At 31.3% G+C, this 20,167-nt stretch carries 16 protein-coding genes; 7 read left to right on the forward strand and 9 right to left on the reverse strand.

The window, feature by feature from the left end; translation table 11 throughout:
- Window positions 1-327 precede the first annotated feature (327 nt).
- The 5 genes from B2U95_RS16255 to B2U95_RS02245 form a co-directional block, all read right to left on the reverse strand.
- Complete coding sequence (locus tag B2U95_RS16255) at window positions 328-621, reverse strand: DUF4369 domain-containing protein (RefSeq protein ID WP_414727654.1); 294 nt, start codon at window positions 619-621, stop codon at window positions 328-330.
- A gap of 261 nt (window positions 622-882) precedes the next feature.
- On the reverse strand, window positions 883-2,571 hold the full coding sequence (gene lysS / locus B2U95_RS02230) for a lysine--tRNA ligase (RefSeq protein ID WP_296312186.1): 1,689 nt from the start codon (window positions 2,569-2,571) through the stop codon (window positions 883-885).
- Window positions 2,572-2,628: 57 nt separating this feature from the next.
- Window positions 2,629-3,519, reverse strand: a complete 891-nt coding sequence (locus B2U95_RS02235; RefSeq protein ID WP_296312188.1) for a thioredoxin family protein — start codon at window positions 3,517-3,519, stop codon at window positions 2,629-2,631.
- A gap of 94 nt (window positions 3,520-3,613) precedes the next feature.
- Window positions 3,614-4,021, reverse strand: coding sequence for a DUF1573 domain-containing protein (locus B2U95_RS02240; protein WP_296312191.1), 408 nt, complete (start codon window positions 4,019-4,021; stop codon window positions 3,614-3,616).
- A 108-nt stretch (window positions 4,022-4,129) separates the two neighbouring features.
- Window positions 4,130-5,185, reverse strand: a complete 1,056-nt coding sequence (locus B2U95_RS02245; RefSeq protein ID WP_296312194.1) for a response regulator transcription factor — start codon at window positions 5,183-5,185, stop codon at window positions 4,130-4,132.
- Between the two features lie 111 nt (window positions 5,186-5,296).
- Here B2U95_RS02245 and B2U95_RS02250 point away from each other — a divergent pair, with 111 nt between their 5' ends.
- The 3 genes from B2U95_RS02250 (at window position 5,297) to B2U95_RS02260 (ending at window position 6,755) form a co-directional block, all read left to right on the forward strand.
- Window positions 5,297-5,455, forward strand: coding sequence for a YqaE/Pmp3 family membrane protein (locus B2U95_RS02250; protein ID WP_100998557.1), 159 nt, complete (start codon window positions 5,297-5,299; stop codon window positions 5,453-5,455).
- 70 nt (window positions 5,456-5,525) lie between these two features.
- Window positions 5,526-6,224 (forward strand): lipoyl(octanoyl) transferase LipB, encoded by a 699-nt coding sequence (lipB, locus tag B2U95_RS02255; RefSeq protein ID WP_296312201.1) that lies wholly within the window; start codon window positions 5,526-5,528, stop codon window positions 6,222-6,224.
- 159 nt (window positions 6,225-6,383) lie between these two features.
- A complete protein-coding gene (locus tag B2U95_RS02260) occupies window positions 6,384-6,755 on the forward strand; it encodes a hypothetical protein (protein WP_296312203.1) in 372 nt (123 codons plus the stop codon).
- Window positions 6,756-7,012: 257 nt separating this feature from the next.
- Here B2U95_RS02260 and B2U95_RS02265 read toward each other — a convergent pair whose 3' ends face one another.
- The 4 genes from B2U95_RS02265 to B2U95_RS02280 form a co-directional block, all read right to left on the reverse strand.
- The gene (locus B2U95_RS02265) at window positions 7,013-7,237 is read right to left on the reverse strand and encodes a hypothetical protein (protein WP_296312206.1); all 225 of its coding nucleotides are present in this window, start codon (window positions 7,235-7,237) and stop codon (window positions 7,013-7,015) included.
- 424 nt (window positions 7,238-7,661) lie between these two features.
- Entirely contained in the window at window positions 7,662-8,711 is a 1,050-nt protein-coding gene (locus tag B2U95_RS02270; protein WP_296312209.1) for a nucleoid-associated protein, read from the reverse strand.
- Between the two features lie 130 nt (window positions 8,712-8,841).
- Window positions 8,842-11,217, reverse strand: a complete 2,376-nt coding sequence (locus tag B2U95_RS02275) for a ribonuclease HII (protein ID WP_296312212.1) — start codon at window positions 11,215-11,217, stop codon at window positions 8,842-8,844.
- A gap of 30 nt (window positions 11,218-11,247) precedes the next feature.
- Window positions 11,248-11,850, reverse strand: coding sequence for a ribonuclease HII (locus B2U95_RS02280; RefSeq protein ID WP_296312216.1), 603 nt, complete (start codon window positions 11,848-11,850; stop codon window positions 11,248-11,250).
- 214 nt (window positions 11,851-12,064) lie between these two features.
- Here B2U95_RS02280 and B2U95_RS02285 point away from each other — a divergent pair, with 214 nt between their 5' ends.
- From B2U95_RS02285 to B2U95_RS02300, 4 genes are all read left to right on the forward strand, one after another.
- Entirely contained in the window at window positions 12,065-15,331 is a 3,267-nt protein-coding gene (locus B2U95_RS02285) for a SusC/RagA family TonB-linked outer membrane protein (protein WP_296312220.1), read from the forward strand.
- A 16-nt stretch (window positions 15,332-15,347) separates the two neighbouring features.
- Window positions 15,348-16,844: a RagB/SusD family nutrient uptake outer membrane protein gene (locus B2U95_RS02290; protein WP_296312224.1), complete on the forward strand. Its 1,497-nt coding sequence runs from the start codon at window positions 15,348-15,350 to the stop codon at window positions 16,842-16,844.
- Window positions 16,845-16,871: 27 nt separating this feature from the next.
- Complete coding sequence (locus B2U95_RS02295; RefSeq protein WP_296312226.1) at window positions 16,872-17,609, forward strand: hypothetical protein; 738 nt, start codon at window positions 16,872-16,874, stop codon at window positions 17,607-17,609.
- Between the two features lie 487 nt (window positions 17,610-18,096).
- On the forward strand, window positions 18,097-20,061 hold the full coding sequence (locus B2U95_RS02300; RefSeq protein ID WP_296312229.1) for a putative porin: 1,965 nt from the start codon (window positions 18,097-18,099) through the stop codon (window positions 20,059-20,061).
- Window positions 20,062-20,167 lie beyond the last annotated feature (106 nt).

The raw sequence follows: 20,167 nt of genomic DNA on the forward strand, positions 1-20,167 counted from the left end.
CTGCAAGGTCCGCACTAATATGCTCAAAAATCTATAAGTGGTGTTTTGCCTCTATAATCTTTTGTGCTTAATATTTCGTTAGCTATGTTAGGTAATTAAAAATCTAGAATAGGTTTTCTTATGCCAAATTTACTCAGTTTGTCTAATCCCACTTTAATGAACATTATATCATCAGGGCTTTAATAAGTCGTATCAATTATTTTATAGATTTTTTCAACTTGCTGATATGTAAGATGAGAAGACATAGCTGCTGCATCTCCTAATATATTTACACTAACACATTGTTTGGATTTTCTATTGCTATTTGTTTTATCTCTTCATGTTTTTTTACACCAAAATTAGGATTATTTTTGTACTTCCGGTAGCTTTTGACTTTTTGAACCTTTTATGGTGGTTGAGTCTATAACTTCTAAATATATCTTCCCCTTCATCTTTAGATTTATAATTACCTTTAATAGTAATGGTGTTGTTTTCTAGATATAACCACGAAACACCAGAACTCGGTTTAAGGTTTATCCAAGCTTGTCCAGAAAAATCAACTTTACCTTTAAATGAAAAATAACCATCAATTACATTAGTGCTATCTTTTATGGTATAAGTGCTATCAACAAATTTTAGGATAGCTTAAATAGACATAGTCATTATACACGCCATTTAATGTGCCATCGATTGTAAATTGTTCCTCATTGGTTTTATCAGAGTTATATAATATAAAAAGGTAAAAAGAAAGATAACTAAACAGAGGAGTCTCATTATAGCGGTATTTTTTATAAAAATATTGATTTTCAAAACTTTAAAGAAATTACTTACGTTAAATTTAGCGTAAAAAAAAGGAACTATCTTTCGATAATTCCTTTTTTAAAAATATATGTTCAAGACTTTTTAAACCAGCTCTACAAACAAACCATCATCCGTTTTTTCTACTTTAGTTAGTCCATGTTTGCCTAAGCCTTTAAGGCCTTTATCCCAGCCTTTATTGCTTAAACCGGATTTTGATTTAAGAATATTTAAATCCATCCGTTTTTCAGCTTTTAAAGCTTCAAAAATAGCTTTTTCGTTATCACTTAAATCAACTTGTTTTCTTTCTGGTCGCATCTGAGGGAAGAATAATACTTCCTGTATACTTTGGTTATTAGTTAAGAACATAATTAAACGATCCATACCAATTCCCATACCCGATGTTGGTGGCATTCCATATTCTAGAGCACGTAAAAAGTCCTCGTCTATAAATTCTGTCGCCTCATCGTCACCTTTTTTAGCCAATTTTAATTGATGTTCAAAACGCTCACGTTGATCTATTGGATCATTTAATTCGGAATACGCATTAGCTATTTCTTTTCCACAAACCATCAGCTCAAAACGTTCAGTAAGTTCTGGGTTTTCTCTGTGTTCTTTACAAAGTGGACTCATTTCTTTAGGATAGTCGGTAATGAATGTTGGTTGAATATAATTCCCTTCACATTTCTCACCAAAAATCTCATCAATTAGCTTGCCTTTGCCCATAGTTTCATCAACTTCGATGTGCATGCCTTTTGCAGCAGTTCTAATCTCATCTTCAGATTTATTATAAATGTCAAAACCTGTGAATTCTAGAATAGAATCACGCATGGTAATACGCTTGTATGGTGCTTTAAAGTTGATTTTATGTTCACCAAAAGTCGCTTCAGATGTTCCGTTTACAGCATTAGCACAATGTTCTAATAATTGTTCACAGAAATCCATCATCCAATTGTAATCTTTGTATGATACATAGATTTCCATAGCGGTAAATTCAGGATTATGCGTTCTGTCCATCCCTTCGTTACGGAAGTTTTTAGAGAACTCATAAACACCATCAAAACCACCGACGATTAAACGTTTTAGATATAACTCGTTTGCAATTCGCATATACAACGGAATATCTAAACTGTTGTGGTGCGTTGTAAAAGGCCTCGCAGCAGCTCCACCAGGAATTGGCTGTAATATTGGTGTCTCCACTTCAAAATAACCAGCATCATTAAAAAATTGACGCATAGCATTAAATAGTTTTGTGCGTTTTACAAAGACTTCTTTGACGTGTGGATTTACAGCTAAATCTGCATAACGTTGTCTGTAACGTTGTTCTGGATCTGTAAATGCATCGTAAGTTTTACCGTCTTTTTGTTTTGGTATTGGTAATGGTTTTAATGCTTTACTAAGCATTTTAAAGTTCTTCACCATTACAGTCTTCTCACCAACTTGGGTTGTAAAAAGGGTGCCTTCTATACCAATGAAATCTCCTAAATCTAATAATTTTTTAAAGACGTCGTTGTACTTAGATTTGTCCTCGCCAGTACAAATTTCATCTCTATTAAAATACAATTGAATACGCCCTTCGCTATCTTGTAACTGAGCAAAAGATGCTTTTCCCTGAATATTAATAGCCATTAGACGACCTGCGATGATGACCTGTTTACCATCTTCAAAATCAGATTTAATCTGTTTAGAAGTGTGATCTACTGGAAATAAATCTGCTGGGTAAGGGTTAATTCCTAAAGCCCTTAATTTCCCCAGCTTTTCGCGTCGTACTAATTCTTGTTCTGAAAGTTGCATTCTTATTATTTTAGAAGTGCAAAATTACACTATTTACAAAAATTATAGAACTCATTTTTAGTTTGATTTAATAACCTCTAGATTTTCTTTAAGATCTTTGTTTTCAGGATGAAGCTCAATCGCTTTTTCAAGAACATTTACTGCTTTTTCTTTTTGTCCACTAACACCTAATGTGTTGGCTAAACTCACATAAGTTATTGGTTCGTTTGGGAATAAGGCTGTATTCAAAGTAAATACTTCAATAGCTTCATCTTTTCTATCTGTTTCATATAGAATTCGGCCGTATGTATTTAGTTCAAACATACTACTCACATTTCCTTCAAAGGATTTTACTAGTTTTTTACTTTTCTTTTGTAAACCTTTAATTCCTTTTTTCTTTAGAATAGAATTAATTGCGGTTACGATTTGATAGTTAGATTTATAATCGTTTTTAGTAATAATATTCTGAATATCTTCTTCAAAAGTAGTAATTGGGTGTTCAATAATTCGGTTGACTTCATTTTCGTTTTTGTAAAAAATCACCGTTGGTACACGATGAATATTTAGCCCAACTTCCTCGTGCTGTGGACTTTGTTTATACATGTTTGCTTGTCTGCTTACTGCAATAACTGTTAATTGATCTATCGGAAAATTACAAGCTTCTAATACTTTGTATAAAACAGGAACTTCTTGTTTGCTGTCTCCACACCAAGTTCCCATAAAAAGGGTGATTTGATAGTTTTTTAATTCTGAAGTAATTGCATTGATAATAGATAAATTTGGTTTATAGCTTTCATAATTTTTAGAAAACCAAGATTTATAATTGTCACCTTCTAAACCCGTTTTATCTATTTTACCTAGCAAGTATGCTGTCTGTTCATCTTTTGAAATTTCTTGATTTATAGATTGTGAATTTATTTGAAATACAACTGTTAATACAATTATGATGCTTAAAATACTCGTTTTCATTTTGATGATTTTATTTTTGAAATTTGGATTGATAGAGTGTAGAAATTTGTCATTCTGAAACTAGTTCAGAATGACAAATAATGAAATTCTAAATTTACTTAGAAGCAACAATATTCCCTTTAATTTTAAGAATTTTGTGACCACCTTCCGCGTTAGAAGTTACAGTTATAGTCTTAGTAAAAGCTCCTAGTTTCTTAGTATTGTACTTAATCTCTAATTCGCCTGTTGCTCCAGGTTGAATCGGTGCTTTAGAATAACTTGGAACTGTGCATCCACAACTCGTTATTACCTTTGTTATTAGCAAAGGTGCTTCACCAGTGTTAGTAAATGTGAAGATTCTGGTACCATCAGAGTTTTGGGCTATAGTACCATAATTAATAATTTCAGTTTTAAATTTAATAATAGCGACTTTACTATCGTATTTATCAAATTCGGTTGGTGCTGCGTTAAAAAAACTTAGTGCTAATACTAAAAGAATGGCAATGTTAAATGTTCGTTTCATGATAAAAATGTTTTATAATTAATATGAAACAAACATCAAGATTATAGATGTGAATTTTGAAAACTGAAGGTTGGAAATGAGTACTAGTCCCTAGGTTGAATTTTATAACTATTTAGTAAACAGCGACTTTACATTATCTCTAGATTGCACATTTAACTTTTTATAAATGTTATTTGTGTGGGATTTCACAGTGCTGACACTTAAGAAAAGTGATTCTGCGATGTCTTTATTAGTTTTATTAAGCAGTAAATGTTCTAAAACAACTTGTTCTTGCTTTGATAATTTAGCCTTTAAATCTTCAGTTTTCGATTGTTTATGTTTCCAGAACTTATAAAGTAGAATGACATTCAAAATTCCTGAAAAAGCTAAAATAGCATAAAGATAAAAGCGCCAATTAAAAGTAGTATTGCCAAGTGGTGCAGATAACATATAACGATCTGATTCTAGTTCATTGGTGTACTGTTGTGTGTATGGAGCATTAGGATACTTAGTCTCTAATCGTACTTTGAGGTTGTCGTAGTAGATGTTATTTTTTAAATCTTCAACATAATAATTATGTAAATCACTACTTCTGTCAGATAAGTAAGAATAAATATAAAGTTCTGCAATAGGTTCCTTTAATGCTTCTCCAAAATATTGTAAGGTCTTAAACCATTTTTTATTATTTAGTTTGCGGTTAGCTTCACTTCTAAACTCACCATAAGCAAAGCGCATATCATTTTTAAGCGAATCTATTTTTACAAAAGCATTAGCCTTAGGGTTGTTGGATTCTATGGTGCAGAAAACCTGATTACCAAAGGAAAATGGCAACTTTAAAGTATCTGTATTTGTTGCTATAAATAGTAACTCTTCGCTATCACTGCAATGGCCATTAAAATGATTTAAATCTTGCTGTACCTCTGAGCATTTATCTACGTGTATGCGATAAATTCGGTTTTCTGTATCTAGCATGTTACCTTTAAACTCAAAGAAACCTGTTTCGTCTGCAGAAGTTTTAGCAATAATTTGCTCAGAATATACACCAGACATTTTCCTATAATCTTCAACAACAGAGAGGTAGACTGTATTTTGCCACTCATCTGGATCTATGTAACCAGAAAAAGAGTATTGCGCTTGACATACTGCTGAGAAAGCCAATAAAACTAGAATTATTCTAAATCGCATAAAACGAAACTACATAATTTAAAAATACTTTGAAACAACTTGAGGTTAAATAGTGTAACAAATTAAACCTAATTACGACATATCGGTACATCAAAATCATTAAACGAAATTATGAGTATCTGGCGTGTTATACTTTCCATTATTTGCCCTCCTTTAGCGGTTTTAGACAAAGGCTGTGGTTCTATTGTAATTACTTTTTTATTGTGGCTCTGTGGTTGGGTTCCTGGTGTTATTGCAGCACTTGTTATTTTGAATAATCCCGAAAAATAGCATTCCTTTTATAGTATTCAGAAGAGAGCAGGTGGCTTAATTTATTTTAAATAGTTGTAATTTTGTCCTAATGAATAAAATGATAAAATTTCAAGATTTAGGATCTAAAGATTTTAAAGCCACTTGGGATTACCAAGAAACGCTTTTTAAAGCCATTTTAGATACTAAAATAAAGAATAGGAGAGAAGCAGCTGGTTTAGAAACTGATAATCATTTTCTCTTTGTAGAGCACCCTCACGTTTATACTTTAGGTAAAAGCGGAGATCTTACTAATCTATTACTTTCTGAAGCACAATTAACTGAGAAAGGTGCAACGTTTTACAAAATTAATAGAGGAGGAGATATAACGTATCATGGACCTGGGCAAATTGTAGGGTATCCAATTTTAGACTTAGATAATTTCTTTACAGATATTCATAAATACCTTCGTCTTTTAGAAGAAATTATAATTCTCACTTTAGCAGAATACGGTTTAAAAACAGAACGCAGCCCTGGTGAAACTGGTGTGTGGCTAGATGTTGGAACACCATTTGCGCGTAAAATTTGTGCTATGGGAGTTAGGGCAAGTCGTTGGGTGACAATGCATGGTTTTGCTCTTAATGTGAATGCAGATTTAGGTTATTTTGATAATATAATTCCATGCGGAATTAGAGGCAAAGCTGTAACGTCTTTAAATATAGAATTGGGTGTTGATACAGTTGATGAAGCAGAACTTAAAACAAAGCTTTTAAAGCATTTTGCGGATTTGTTTGAGGCTCGTTTTGTTTGACTTTAATGATATGAATCCAATACAATTTTCAAATTAAATACAAAGACATTTTATTAACAGTTAAGAATATTGCTGGGTACTGTTTAAGTAAAAAGGATTTCTAAGAGTGAAATTAGGGTAAATTTTATATTTTTGTGAAGTAATTAAAAACAATATATCATGAATAAATTTTTATTTTTTACATTTCTTTTTGCCTTTACTGCGACAATATCAGCACAAAAATTACCTCCAGTTAAGAGTATTAAAAAAGATGCAGTAGCATCAGTATCTAAAGAAAAGCCAAACGTAGATGACCAAGTAAAAAAAGCTTTGATGAAGGACGAAGGTTTACAAAAAGAAACAATAGACTATTTAAAGTCTAATCCAGAAACTGCTAAATCATTAGCAGGTATCGCAACAAAAAACAAAGGTTCAAATAAGGGAATTATGAAATCAATTTTAGGTGATAAAGATTTATCTACAGCCGCGGTTGAGTTTATTACAAAAAACCCAAAATTATTAAACAAAGCAATGAAATTAGTTGGAATGTAAATTTCCACTTTTTTGACTTAATTATTAAACGATTCTTGAGAAAGGGTCGTTTTTTTTTGAGGTAAATTAAAGAGTTATTAGAGTTTATTGGCTCGATAGAGCCGAAATTTATTAAGTAGAGTAGAGTTTTTGATTTCCCTTAATGCCTTTTATAAAAATCGTTTAAAGGTTTCTTTATAAATCAACCATTCATCAATTTCCCAATCTAAAAATAAACTTCATTAAGAATTTCTCTTAAAAAAATATTAAGAAAGAGTTTATTCTATAATTTCGTAGTCAATACTCAATTTTCGTAGAGCTCTTAGAGCAGAACCAGAGTTTTTATCTGACACTTCAATATCTACAGCATCACCTTCTAATAGGATGTCTGTGAGTTCGTTTGCTAACGATTCGCTTACATTAGATGAAATCTCTGCAATACATTTGGCTATGGCTCTTTTGTCTGGTCTTTGAGTATCGCAAGACAATAGGTTTAATTTCATAATTATAATTTATAACTGCAATATACTACAGTTAAGATTAGATAGTTAGATATTGTACTTAAACCAGTTTTAATTATTAACCCACAATGTATTTGATAAATAATTAATTTGGTTTAAAAGTATTTCAATTTAAGTTTACTTTTTTGCTTTTTTAAATAATCGTAAAATTCCAAAAACAATTAACGCTTGTACAATAGTATTACAAAGAATTACAAGTCAAAAAAACTTATTGAGGCTCTGTAAATAGGATGCTAAGCAAATAATCGATTCCATAAATTGGTTGGAAAAGAAATAAGTTCATCAATAATTTTGAATAGAAAATTAGGCTCATAACTACTGACCATATAAGACATTGAAAAGCCTAACGCAAGATGAATTAATAAGACTATGATGCATATTTTAAAGACTATTTTATTAGTTATTTTTAGGATTCAGCATTAAAAAAGACCTTGTAAAAGTGCATTTTTTTTTCATCATCATATCCGCGTTCTAAATATTCAGCCGAAGCGTCAGGTGCATCAACATCAAGTTTTATTTGAATGTTGGTATCGAGTTTTATTTCGGTTTTAATCTTTTGTTTTTGTTTTTTTAAGGCAATTTCTGAGACGTCGAATTGGTTTCTAATTAGTACTTTATTGTCAGTTTCGTAGATTTTTTTATAATCTTCAAAAAGTTGAATATGATTTTCTTCATCAAAAACTTCTCCTTTAAACGTTTCGATATTTACAATTTCGTTTTCTTTAAAAAAGTCGACTGTTTTTGCTAAAAAATTACTTTGTTCTTGCCCACCATAATTAGGCTGCAACACTTCCTTTGAAAACTCTCTACAAAGCTCAATACAATTCTTTGTGTGTTGGTTGCTATCGTCGGGATATTTAATGTTTAAAAAACTCTTAATCCAATATTGTGTATCGTAAGTATTGTTGTCTACACTTAAGACAATTTTGCCTTCCATATCAGATGTATTTAAGATTAAACAACCTTTATCTACTTTCTTTGCTTGGATGCCTTTTTGAACTAAAATATCATAGCTATTTTGTTCTAAATACGTTTGAAAAAACTCTGTTTTATTTTCAATTTTAAAGATGCCAATTGCGTCTGTGAAATAGTCTTCATATTGCACGTTTTCAAAATGACAGATTAGTACATCACCAGTCTTTATTTGTGCTGAATTACTTTGTTCAAAAAGATGTGTAACAATGTGTTTTGAAAGATCAACAAAATCAGAATCATCTGAAAATAGTTGGTCGCTGTAAGTATTGATTTCGTTAAGTCCGACATCACTATGATGATGAAATCTATAGCTTTCAGCTACGCTTACAAAAGGCTTTAAAAGGTATGGTAACATTAAATTATAAGTAGCTTCATCAAAATCTACAGGGTCATTAGAAAATGCATTTTTTGTACCATTAAACTTGTTGCCAACTTTGTGAATTATACAGCTTTTTATAGATGCTTTTTGTCGTTTTATCATTAGTTTGTTGCTATCTAAATTTTGATACTACAATACTACAAAACGGAAGGCTTAAAAATAAGCAAACATTAAAATAAATTTTCTTTTCTAGAGGTAGATCTCTTAGCTACTTCTTTTGCAAAATAAAGACTTAATGCAGTTTGTAAACCGTGATTGTTTTACTATCGCTCTGACAGATAAGCTCAAGACCTCTATCTTTGTCTAATTCCTCTAACTTAGCAGCAGAAGTTCCGAATACAGGAAAATTTGGAATTGGCTTTGCTTGACTATCAAAAAGATAAACTTTTTTAGCCTGCAAATCAGTAGTTGTAACATAAATTTTGTCGTTAATATAAAAGATTTTTGGAGCCGTATACTCGCCATAATCTAAATCTATAGATCTCGATTTAATAGATAATTTATTATCAGTCATAGAAACTAAAGTTTTACTGGTCGTTTCAATTGTGTGTTTATCTGAAAGATTTAGGTTTTTTGAAGTCAATTTTCCTTTGGTGTCTACTTGTATAAGTTGCCCTAAAGTATTCGTTGTTGTGAATTTATTTTGGTATAAATAAACTTCATTTTTAGAGAAACGAATCTTATCTTTTACATTAATTCTATTATCACCTTGTCTATTTAAAATTTTAAGAGTCTCACCAGTAGAAAATGTAATATAGTCTTTGCTATTTATTCTAAAATGTTTAGGTTGTGAAGTTATTGTAGAACCATTATTCTTATACTTAAAACCTCTTACAGATTTACCTTTTGTATCATACATTAATAAATTTTCACCTTGAGTTACAAGTAGTCTGTAATTTTTTCTTTTGTCATAATCAAAAACAGACAGTGGTTGGGAGATAGCGTCTTTAAATTTTAATGGAAATTGAGATACATCCTTTCCGTTTCGGTCTAGAATATACAAACGATTAGGTGTGGTAAACGCAAGTTGTAACCTTCCGTTTTTATATGTATCTAATTGTTCAATTTTTCCAATAATTTTATTTTTTAATTGCTTTTTCCAAAGAATGTTTCCGGCGCTCGAAATGAGGTAAAGCATGTTATCTACATCTTGGATTGCAATATCATGAGCATTTGTAAGGTGGTTTTTTAAAGTTTGTGGTGGTATAATTATATCACCATTAAGTGTTATTGTAAAAGCTTCAGTTACTGAGTTTGAAGCTGCTCTTTTTTTAAATTTTTGAATAACGCCATTAACGTGAGCGTAATTATCCTCGTAAATAAATTGAACAGCGTTAGCATTGTAATTTGTAACTTTTTCTTCTAAAATATCAGACAAACGTTCTGCATCTTTAAAAATGAATAATGAGGCTTCGTCACTTAGATTTAGATTCATATTAATGAATGCCTCTGAGTCAGCTAGAGTATTGTTATTTAAAGCGCTAGAGAGTATGGTTTTAAGTTTTTCAATAGAACTTGAAAAGACAACAAAATTATCATAAACTGAGAAGAACTCTGCATTTTCAAATGTTATAATTGGTTGTAATCTCAATTCAAAGAAGTCGGGAGTTTCAAACCTATAGATTTCAATAGCTTTAAAAGTTTCATAATTAGTTTTGTTATTTATTGTTTCTAATACTAAATCCGGATCTAGCGTATGCAGTATTAAAGCTTTGTCAATAACCGCTATTTCATTAGTGAAATTTAGAAATGTTTGAGTACTATCAATAGTTTGCTCGTTTAATTGGTTTAGATTTTTATTGAATACAGAAAAATTATCATAGGTTATACTAAGTAGTTCTTTAGTATAGTATGGTGCTAAACTAGGTGAAGACGTTTTTTGCGGAATTGTGTATCTAAAAGCATCAATATAATTTAACGAGGAATCTTTAGACTTAATAACCCCATTATATAAAAGACTTTTATCTGAATAATTTATATCTAAAACGCTATAACTAGACGGTTCGTCTTTTCCTTTGATAGTTTTAAAAAGTAATTTTGAATAATTAGAATTTTTAGATTTGAATAATATTGAAGCTACCGATTTATTATCTGTAGTTTCAATAAGTTTTTTTAATTCGGAAGTTGTATTCTTTTCTGTTTTGAGATTTTTTAGGATTTCTAGATCATTAGAAAGGGCAAAAACATTCCCAAATGTTTTATGATAAACAATTGTAGAGTCTATTTGAGTTTTATCAATATTAAAATCGACTAGTCTTTCTGACATATGATTTGGGATAGAGTCAATTAAGAAAAGCTTTGGATTGTTTTCAGTCAGTATAATATATTTAGAATCTTTTTCAGCCTCTTTCCAAAAACCTATATAGAGTTCTTTATTAGAATTGAGGTTTTTTAGAATAGGAGATGCAATTTTTAAATCTTCGTTATAAACAGATGAAAGTATGTCATGGTTCTCAATGCTGTTTATAAAATCATTAAGCGCATTTATCTTAATAATAGATACCGTTTCGTTTGGTAAATAATTATAAGGCTGTTTCGTTTTGTTATAATTTTTTTGACAAGCCGTGAACAGCGTAAGTGAAATTAATAAAAAACCAAGTCGACGCATTACTATTTTTTTATGTGCAAATATAAAAAGTTATAAATCTAAAAAGTATTGCTCTGGCAATAATCTAAATGATTTTCTATGATATTTTGTAGCGCCATATTTTTTTATCGCAGCTCTATGTTCTTTTGTTGGGTAACCTTTATTTTGTTTCCAGTTATACATTGGGAATTCTTCATGAATTTTTTCCATATATGCATCTCTATATGTTTTGGCTAAAATCGAGGCTGCTGCAATACTTAAATATTTACTATCACCTTTTATTATGGTTTTATATGGGATTGTTTTGTAAGGCTTAAACTTATTTCCATCGATAATTATATAGTTTGGGATGGTTTTAAGCTCATCAATTGCTCCATGCATCGCTTTTATTGACGCATTTAAAATATTTATCTCGTCAATTTCAATTTCAGAAATATGCTTTATGGCAAATGAAATTGCTTCAAATTCAATAATTGGTTTTAGGAAATTGCGTTTTTTTTCTGAAAGTTGTTTAGAATCATTTAATATTTTATTTTTAAATGAAGGTGGTAAAATAACAGCAGCTGCAGTAACAGGTCCAGCCAAACACCCTCTGCCTGCCTCGTCTGTACCACATTCTAAATCAAAAGATGAAAATCTATTTATTAAGCTCAAAATGTTAAAATTTCAACAAAGTTAAAATTAAAACGCAACCCTTTTACAGTTTTTGCATCTATATAATGAGTGAAAAGTTTAAAACAAGGAAATAACGAAATAGATCATTTGTTGTTAAATTCGCAATTTTGTTAACATTTTTTTGGCAAAAACGCTTGGTTATTTAATATTTAATTAAGATGTTTGCAACTAGACTAACTCAAATAATTGTTTTATGAAATTAAAATTAACATGGTTATTAACGCTTTTTATGGCGTTCGTGATGCAATTTTCTTTTGCACAAGAAAAAACTGTCACAGGTACAGTTACAACAGGTTCAGACGGCTTACCGCTTCCTGGTGCTAGTGTAATTGTAGAAGGGACCGCTAGAGGTCAACAAACAGATTTTGATGGTAAGTATACTATCAAAAATGTAAAGGTAGGTGATGTATTAATTATCTCCTATGTAGGTATGGATGATGCCAAAGTAACAATAACAAGCGCTAACACATATGATGTGGCTCTTAAAGAAGGTAATCTTCTAGATGAGGTTGTTGTTGTTGGTTATGGTACTGCTACAAAACAATCTTTTGCAGGTTCTGCTACAGTTGTAGATTCAGAGAATATTGCAAATAAAAATTTCTCTAACGTATCTCAATCTTTAGCTGGTGAAGCTGCTGGTGTAAGTGTAATTAACACTTCAGGTCAGCCAGGTTCAGTATCTACGATTAGAATTAGAGGTTTTGGTTCTGTTAACGGTAACAGAGCGCCACTTTACGTTGTAGATGGTGTTCCACTTTCTTCAACAGCAACATTAAACTCGATTAACCCAGGTGACATTAAAACCACTACGATTTTAAAGGATGCAACTGCAACCGCTATTTACGGATCTAGAGGTGCTAATGGTGTAATTTTAATTACAACTAAGTCTGGTACGTCTTCGGAAAGCTATATTGAAGTAGATGTAAGAACAGGTGTTAACACTCAACTTATACCTAGATATGATGTATTAACATCTCCTGAAGAATATATGGAGTTTGTATACGAAGCTAAATTAGGTAGAGAACAACTTCAACCTTCAAATGCTCAATCTGCAGCAAATCCGGTTGGATTTGTTCAAGACAGGTTATTTGGTAATACTGGAGCTGGAGCTTACATAGATCAAAATTACAACATGTGGAATTCTCCAGGAAATCAATTGATTAATCCTGCAACTGGTAGATTTAACCAGAATGTGTCAAGAAAATATACCCCAGAAACATTCCAAGACGAATTATTTGGTGACGGTTACCGTTACGAAGCAAACGTAAGAATGGGTGGTGGTGATGAAAAAAGTAAATACTTTATTTCAGCTGGTTTCTTAGATGATAATGGTGTGCCAATCAATTCATCTTTTAGAAGATATAATACACGTATTAACGTGTCTTCACAAATTAAGGATTGGTTAAATGTTGGTGCTAACATTTCTTATTTATATTCAGAATCACGTAACAACTCATCTTTAGGAGGTGCTGAAAATACGTTTGAATTTGCAGATAAGACTCCACCTTTATACCCAGTGTTCTTAAGAGATGCTAATGGTAACAGAGTTATTGACCCAGTATTAGGTGGTTTTGAGCCAGATTATGGTTCTAACTCATCATTAGGTGTAACACGTCCAACAAGTGATCAATTGAATCCTTTTGGAGCTGCAACTTTAGATTATAATGGTACTGACCGTTACGAAGTAGTAGGTAATTTTAACTTAAATGCTAAAATTACAAAAGACTTATCTTTTGAAAGTTCTGTTGGTTTACAATACTCAAGTAGCATTGGTAAAACAATGACAAATCAGTTTTATGGTACAGGTACTACTAATGGTGGTGCATTATCTCAAACAGACGCTACTTCACGTACTTTAAACTTTCTTCAATTATTACGTTACAAAAAAGAATTTGGCAGCCACTCTTTAGAGGTTTTAGCCGCTCATGAAAGCAACCAATTTGAGCAGAGAATTATGTTTGCAAGTAAAAATACTGCAATCTTACCTTTCGGTCTTGAGTTAGATAATTATATCAACACTCCAAACCCTCCAGGTGGTAATAAGATTGGTAGAACGTTAGATTCTTACTTCTCTCAATTGAATTATGATTATGACAATAAGTATTATTTTACGGCTTCTGTTCGTAGAGATGGTTCTTCAAGATTCGCTAACAACAAATGGGATACATTTTTCTCTTTAGGTGGTGCTTGGGTAATATCTAACGAAAGTTGGTTAGAGGATAGTGATTTATTTACATATTTAAAGCTTAAAGGTTCTTACGGTACTACTGGTGATGAACAAGGAGTTGGTTTTTACTCAGGTATTAACTTATTCGATGTTACTAACTTAAATGGTGGTTTTGCTGTAACACCTCGTTTAATTGCTAACCCTGAATTAACTTGGGAAAGAGCTACTCAATACCAAGTAGGTTTAGAATTTACTTTAGGCGATTACTTAGATGGTTCTTTTGATTATTTTGTAAAGGATACAGAAAACTTATTCTTTAATAGACCTAATCCAATATCTACTGGTGTAGCAAGTGTACTTGTTAATGACGGTGTTTTAAGAAACAGTGGTTTTGAATTTGATTTAACTGCGCACCTTCTTAAAAAGGAAAATTTCACCTTAGATCTTACTGTAAACGGAACTGTTTATGAAAATGAGATTAGAGAAATGCCTTTAGACCCAAGTGATAGTAATAATCCTAATGATTTTATTAACCTTGCAAGCTACGGTTATGAACAAGGAAGATCTATTTTTGATTTTTATATGAGAGAATATGCTGGTGTAGATCCAGGTGATGGTTTCCCAGTTTGGTACCAATATTATGATGATGCTAATGCAAATGATGTTTTAGATGCTGGTGAAGCAATTCAGTCATTAACTCCTTATTTAAACGATATTAATCCTGATGCTGATGTTAAGAGAACTACTACAAAGTCGTTTTCAGATGCTACAGAAAAGTATGTAGACCGTTCTGGTATTCCAGATTTACAAGGTGCATTCAGATTAAACGCAACTATTCATAATTTCAATATATCTACACAGTTTACTTATCAAATTGGTGGATACGGATATGATTTTCAATATGCTGAATTAATGCATGATAATAATGGTGGTATTTTAGGATCAAACAGACATACTGATGTTAGACAGAGATGGCAACAGCCAGGTGATATCACTTCAGTACCAAGATTAGCTGACCGTGTTATAACTAACGTTACTTCTCAGTCTACTAGATTTATTACTGAAACAGATTTTCTTGCTTTAAACAATATTTTAGTTGGTTACACATTACCTTCAAAAATGTTAGGCGATTCAGGTATTGATTTATTAAACATCTATGTTTCTGGTGATAATTTAATGATACTTTCTAAGAGAGATGGATTTAATCCTAATACAAGTCAGACAGGTAATTCTGGACGTGCACGTTACGCACCCTTATCTACGCTTACTTTAGGATTAAGACTTAAATTTTAAACTTAAAAAAAGCGATATGAAAAAAAATGTATTTAAATTAATTGGTATTGCAGCCATAGTGTTTACACTACAGAGTTGTAATGATGAATTTTTAGAAGAAGGCCCATCAGCATTTATAACTGCAGATCAGTTAGCTGATGCGGTTGCCGTAAACCCAGACATTGCTGCAGGTACTGTAGATGGTCTTTATGTTACTATGTTTACCAGTGGTACTGGTGGCACAGGTGGTCATGATGATTTCGGTCAAAAGGCTTATGATGTATTTACGGATATGTTATGTAGTGATATGGCATTGTCTAATAGTTCTTTTGGATGGTACAGGTCTAGTATAACTGAATACCAAGCTACACAAGATTTTACTTTTACAGACAACCGACAAGCTTGGTTTTACTATTACCAACTTATTTTTAATGCTAATTTAGCATTAGATAACTTTGGTGGTCAAGATGGTGATCCAGAAAATGTGGAAAATAGATATGCTTTAGGTCAAGTATTGGCTTCTAGAGCGCATTCTTACTTCATGTTAACGCAATTATTTGCTAACGACTATGATCCTAGTGCAGCTATACTACCTTTATACACGTTTGCTAACCCATTAGGGCAAGGTAAATCGCTTACTTCAGAAATTTATGAAAGTATGGAGAATAGCCTTAACAGAGCAATTGAGTTATTAGAAGGTTATAATAGACCAAGTAAAGCTCAAATCAATCAGTCTGTTGCTAAAGGTATTTTAGCACATGTTATTGCTTCTACAAGAAGTAGATGGGATGAGGTTGCACAGTTAAGTGATGATGTTTTAACTGAATCTGGTACTGTATTAATGCCATCAGATAATAGTACTTTTGGAGCTTTAGGTGGTTTTAATAACGTTGGAAACCCTAGTTGGTTATGGGGTGTTGATCTTAATGGTGATACAGGTGTTGGTTTAGTTTCATGGTGGGGTCAAGTTGACTTTTTCTCATACAGTTATGCAGCAGTTGGTGATACTAAAACTATGGATGTAGATTTATACGAAAGTATGAGAGCTGATGATGTAAGAAGACAACAGTTTTTTAACACACCAGGTTTAAATTACTTACAACCATTAAATAAGCAATTTGATGAGTCTAGAGTAGAATTTGGTACAAATACAACTACGTTCTCAGATTACCATTACATGAGATATGCTGAGTTTATTTTATTAAAGGCAGAAGCTATGGCTAATATGGGTCAAGATGGTCCTGCAAGAATGGCTTTAATGGAGTTAGTTTCTGAGAGAATTGGAGATCCTTCATATCTTAACGCTTTAAGTGGTCAAGCACTTAAGGACGAAATATACAAGCAAACTCGTTTAGAGCTTTGGGGTGAAGGAAGATCTTATTTCGCTATGAAGCGTAATATGGCTACTACTCAAAGAGGATCTAACCATTTATCTTTCGTTGGTGAGCCAATTGCACACAATGACGAGCGCATGACTTTTGAAATTCCACAATTGGAAATTCAAAATAACGGTGAAATAAATGATCAGAATTAATATTAATTAACTAAAAACTTATCTCACATGAAAAAAATAATTAATAATGTCTTTGTGTTATTATGTATGGTAGCAGTACTTAATAGTTGTGAAGAACAGGAACCACTTAATGATCTTTCTAATTATGTATCATTTGGTAGTACTGGTAACTTTGCGTTTGCTGTTCCTGAAGATCAATCTTCTTCAGTAGATGTCAAGGTTTACGCCACAGAGACTAAGAGCTCTGATAGAACGTTTTCTGTTTTAGTTGACGACGCTTCTACGCTTACTGCTGGTTATACTGTACCTGCTACAGTAACTATACCTGCAGGATCTAGTGAAGGGTCTATGTCTGTTACTGTAACTGATGACGCTACTTTAGGGTTTGTTGCACAAACATTAATCTTAAACTTTGATAATGAAGTTGGAGTTGATTTCGGTAGTGCTCTTACGGTTAGTGTATCTCAAGAATGTCTTTTAAACAAAGTACAGTTTAAATTGACTTTAGATACATGGCCAGATGAAACGACATGGAGTATTTCTGATATTGGCGTTACACCAGCTGTAGTTTTATTTTCTGGTGGTCCTTACGTGAATCCTGATGATGATTTCGCTGTATTAACATTTGATTTCTGTTTAGGTTCAGGTGACTATGAAGTAGTGGTGAATGATTCATATGGTGATGGTATTGCCGATGGTGGTTATACTGTATCTGTTGGAACAACTGAAGTTGTTAATGGTGTAGTTCCTGGTGCAAGTAGTAGTGCTACTTTCACAATTGACTAGTTAAAACTATTTTTATATATATAAAGGCTGTTATTTTATAACAGCCTTTTTTTATGTCTTGTTTTTCTTGATTAGTATTTTATGTTTTAAAATTTAATTGATTATATGTTAAGTACAAACTAGCCCTTGTAATAATATATTTCTTAGCAGCATATCGATATAAGATTAGTCTAATATATTTTTTCCGATCTTGATAATCACATTAAGTAGGATAGAATTTAATTTCCTCTTGCCTCTAAAATTTATATTTGCAATAATGTTTTTCAAATTATTAATTTAATTGTATCTGTTGTGGTTAAATTAATTTAATACTTAATCCTCCATTAGAACTATACTTAAGTTAGATAAACGAGTATTTTGTAAAATGTTCGAGATTACATGTATTATTAAGGCTAACATTCCGTTTTTTTTTGTTGCAAAAGATTTACTATTCATTCATAATACAATAATTTATACTTTTCTTTGTTTAACTTTTATAGTTCTCTAAATGCAAAAATATCTTTATTTATTAATTTTATTACTAAATTTTGGCTTTACGCAAGCTCAAGTTAAATTAAATAGGGGTAACGCTAAAAACGTTACGAACCCTTTTGGTGAAGATTCTTCTAAAGCTAAAAAATCTAATGGGTTTAATAAGGTGGCTCCTATTAATTTATACTTGCAATTTAATAGAGAAAATGACTCTTCTTTTGTTGATACTACATTGTCAATAAATAAACATTATAAGTTTAACTACTTGCAGAAAGATAATTTTGGTCTAATGCCATTTGCTAATATTGGTCAATCATATAATTCTCTAACCTTTAATTCATTTCAAAATAATACAATTCCAGTATTTGGCGCAAGAGCTCGACACTTTAATTATCTAGAGTCAGATGATATAAGGTATTATGAAGTTCCTACTCCTTGGACACGTCTAACATATAAAACAGCTTTTGAACAAGGGCAAATGCTAGATGCATTTCTAACTCTCAATTTATCAAAACAATTTAATTTTTCTATTGCTTACAAAGGTTTAAGGTCACTTGGTAATTATCAGAATACTTTAACAAGTAGTCGTACTTTTAGATTTACCACAAACTATAAAAGTAAAAACAAGCGATATCAGGCTAGAGGTCATATTGTAAACCAAAATTTATTAAATCAAGAAAATGGTGGTCTATCAGATGAAGATATTGAAAATTTTGATTCTGGAAATGAAGATTTTATCGACAGATCTGTTTTTGACCCTACTTTACAAAACGCTGAAAATATTTTGGTTGGTAAAAGATTTGTCCTAAACCATTCTTATAACATTATTAAAAAACAAGACTCCACAGAATCCGCAAGTCTTACAGTTTTCAATACAATAAATTTTGAAGACAAATATTATCAATTCTATGAAGACGCTACATCAATCAATTTTTTTGGTGATATTTTAAATAACGACATAAATGATAGAGTTACTCTAGAAACTTTTAATTCTAATCTAGGCGTTAGATATAATAATAAGTATATAGGAGACTTAAGTTTAGCTATTAATTATAATAACATCAATTATGGATACGACACTACTCTTTTTTTTCCGGGTCAGATAATTCCTAACAGAATAAAAAACGATTTTTTTTCAGTTGAAGCTAGGTTTTATAAGAAGATAAAAGCGATAACTATTAAAGGTAACGGTGCTCTTAACCTTTCTGATACGTTTAAGGGAAATTCGCTTAATGGTGAGATAAGTTATACTTTAAATAAAGATTTAAGTGTTACTGGTGGAATAAATGTTAGTTCAACATTACCAAATTATAATTATTTGCTTTACCAAAGTGATTATATTAACTATAACTGGTATAATTTTCTAGATTTCGAAAATATAAGAACACAACAGTTAAATTTTAAAATTAATTCAGATAAATATTTAAATATAGCCTTTGACATATCTAATATAGATAACTACACCTATTTTAGCTTAGAGTCAATAATCGATAATAATAAAATCATTAAGCCTAAGCAGTATAGTGAGCCATTACAATATTTAAGACTTAAAGCCCAAAAAGAATTTAAAGTTGGAAATTTTGCTCTAGATAATACTATAATGTATCAAAATATTTTAAGCGATGAAGACGTTCTTAATGTGCCAGATTTGATAATTAGGAATACCTTATATTATACAAGTCAACTCTTCAAAAAAGCAATGACTTTACAAACTGGTGTTACTCTAAATTATTTCACTGAGTATAAAATGAATGGTTATGATCCTTTATTAGCTGAATTTTATACCCAGAATGAAACTAGTATCGGCGGCTTTCCGAGATTAGATTTTTTCATTAATGTTAAAATTAGGCAGACCAGAATATTTCTTAAAGCTGAACATTTTAACTCTTCTTTTACAGGTTATAATTATTTTTCAGCACCTAATAATCCTTATAGAGACTTTAGCATCCGATTTGGAATAGTCTGGGATTTCTTCTTATAAGGTTCACCTAGCAAATAGTACATAGACAAAAGGAAGTATCTAATTAAATATTTTGTGCGTCCTGTTTTTGCTTTTAAAGTGAAGGGAACAGTCGTTTTATCTGCTA

The sequence above is a fragment of the Winogradskyella sp. UBA3174 genome, from assembly GCF_002364335.1.
Taxonomy (GTDB): domain Bacteria; phylum Bacteroidota; class Bacteroidia; order Flavobacteriales; family Flavobacteriaceae; genus Winogradskyella.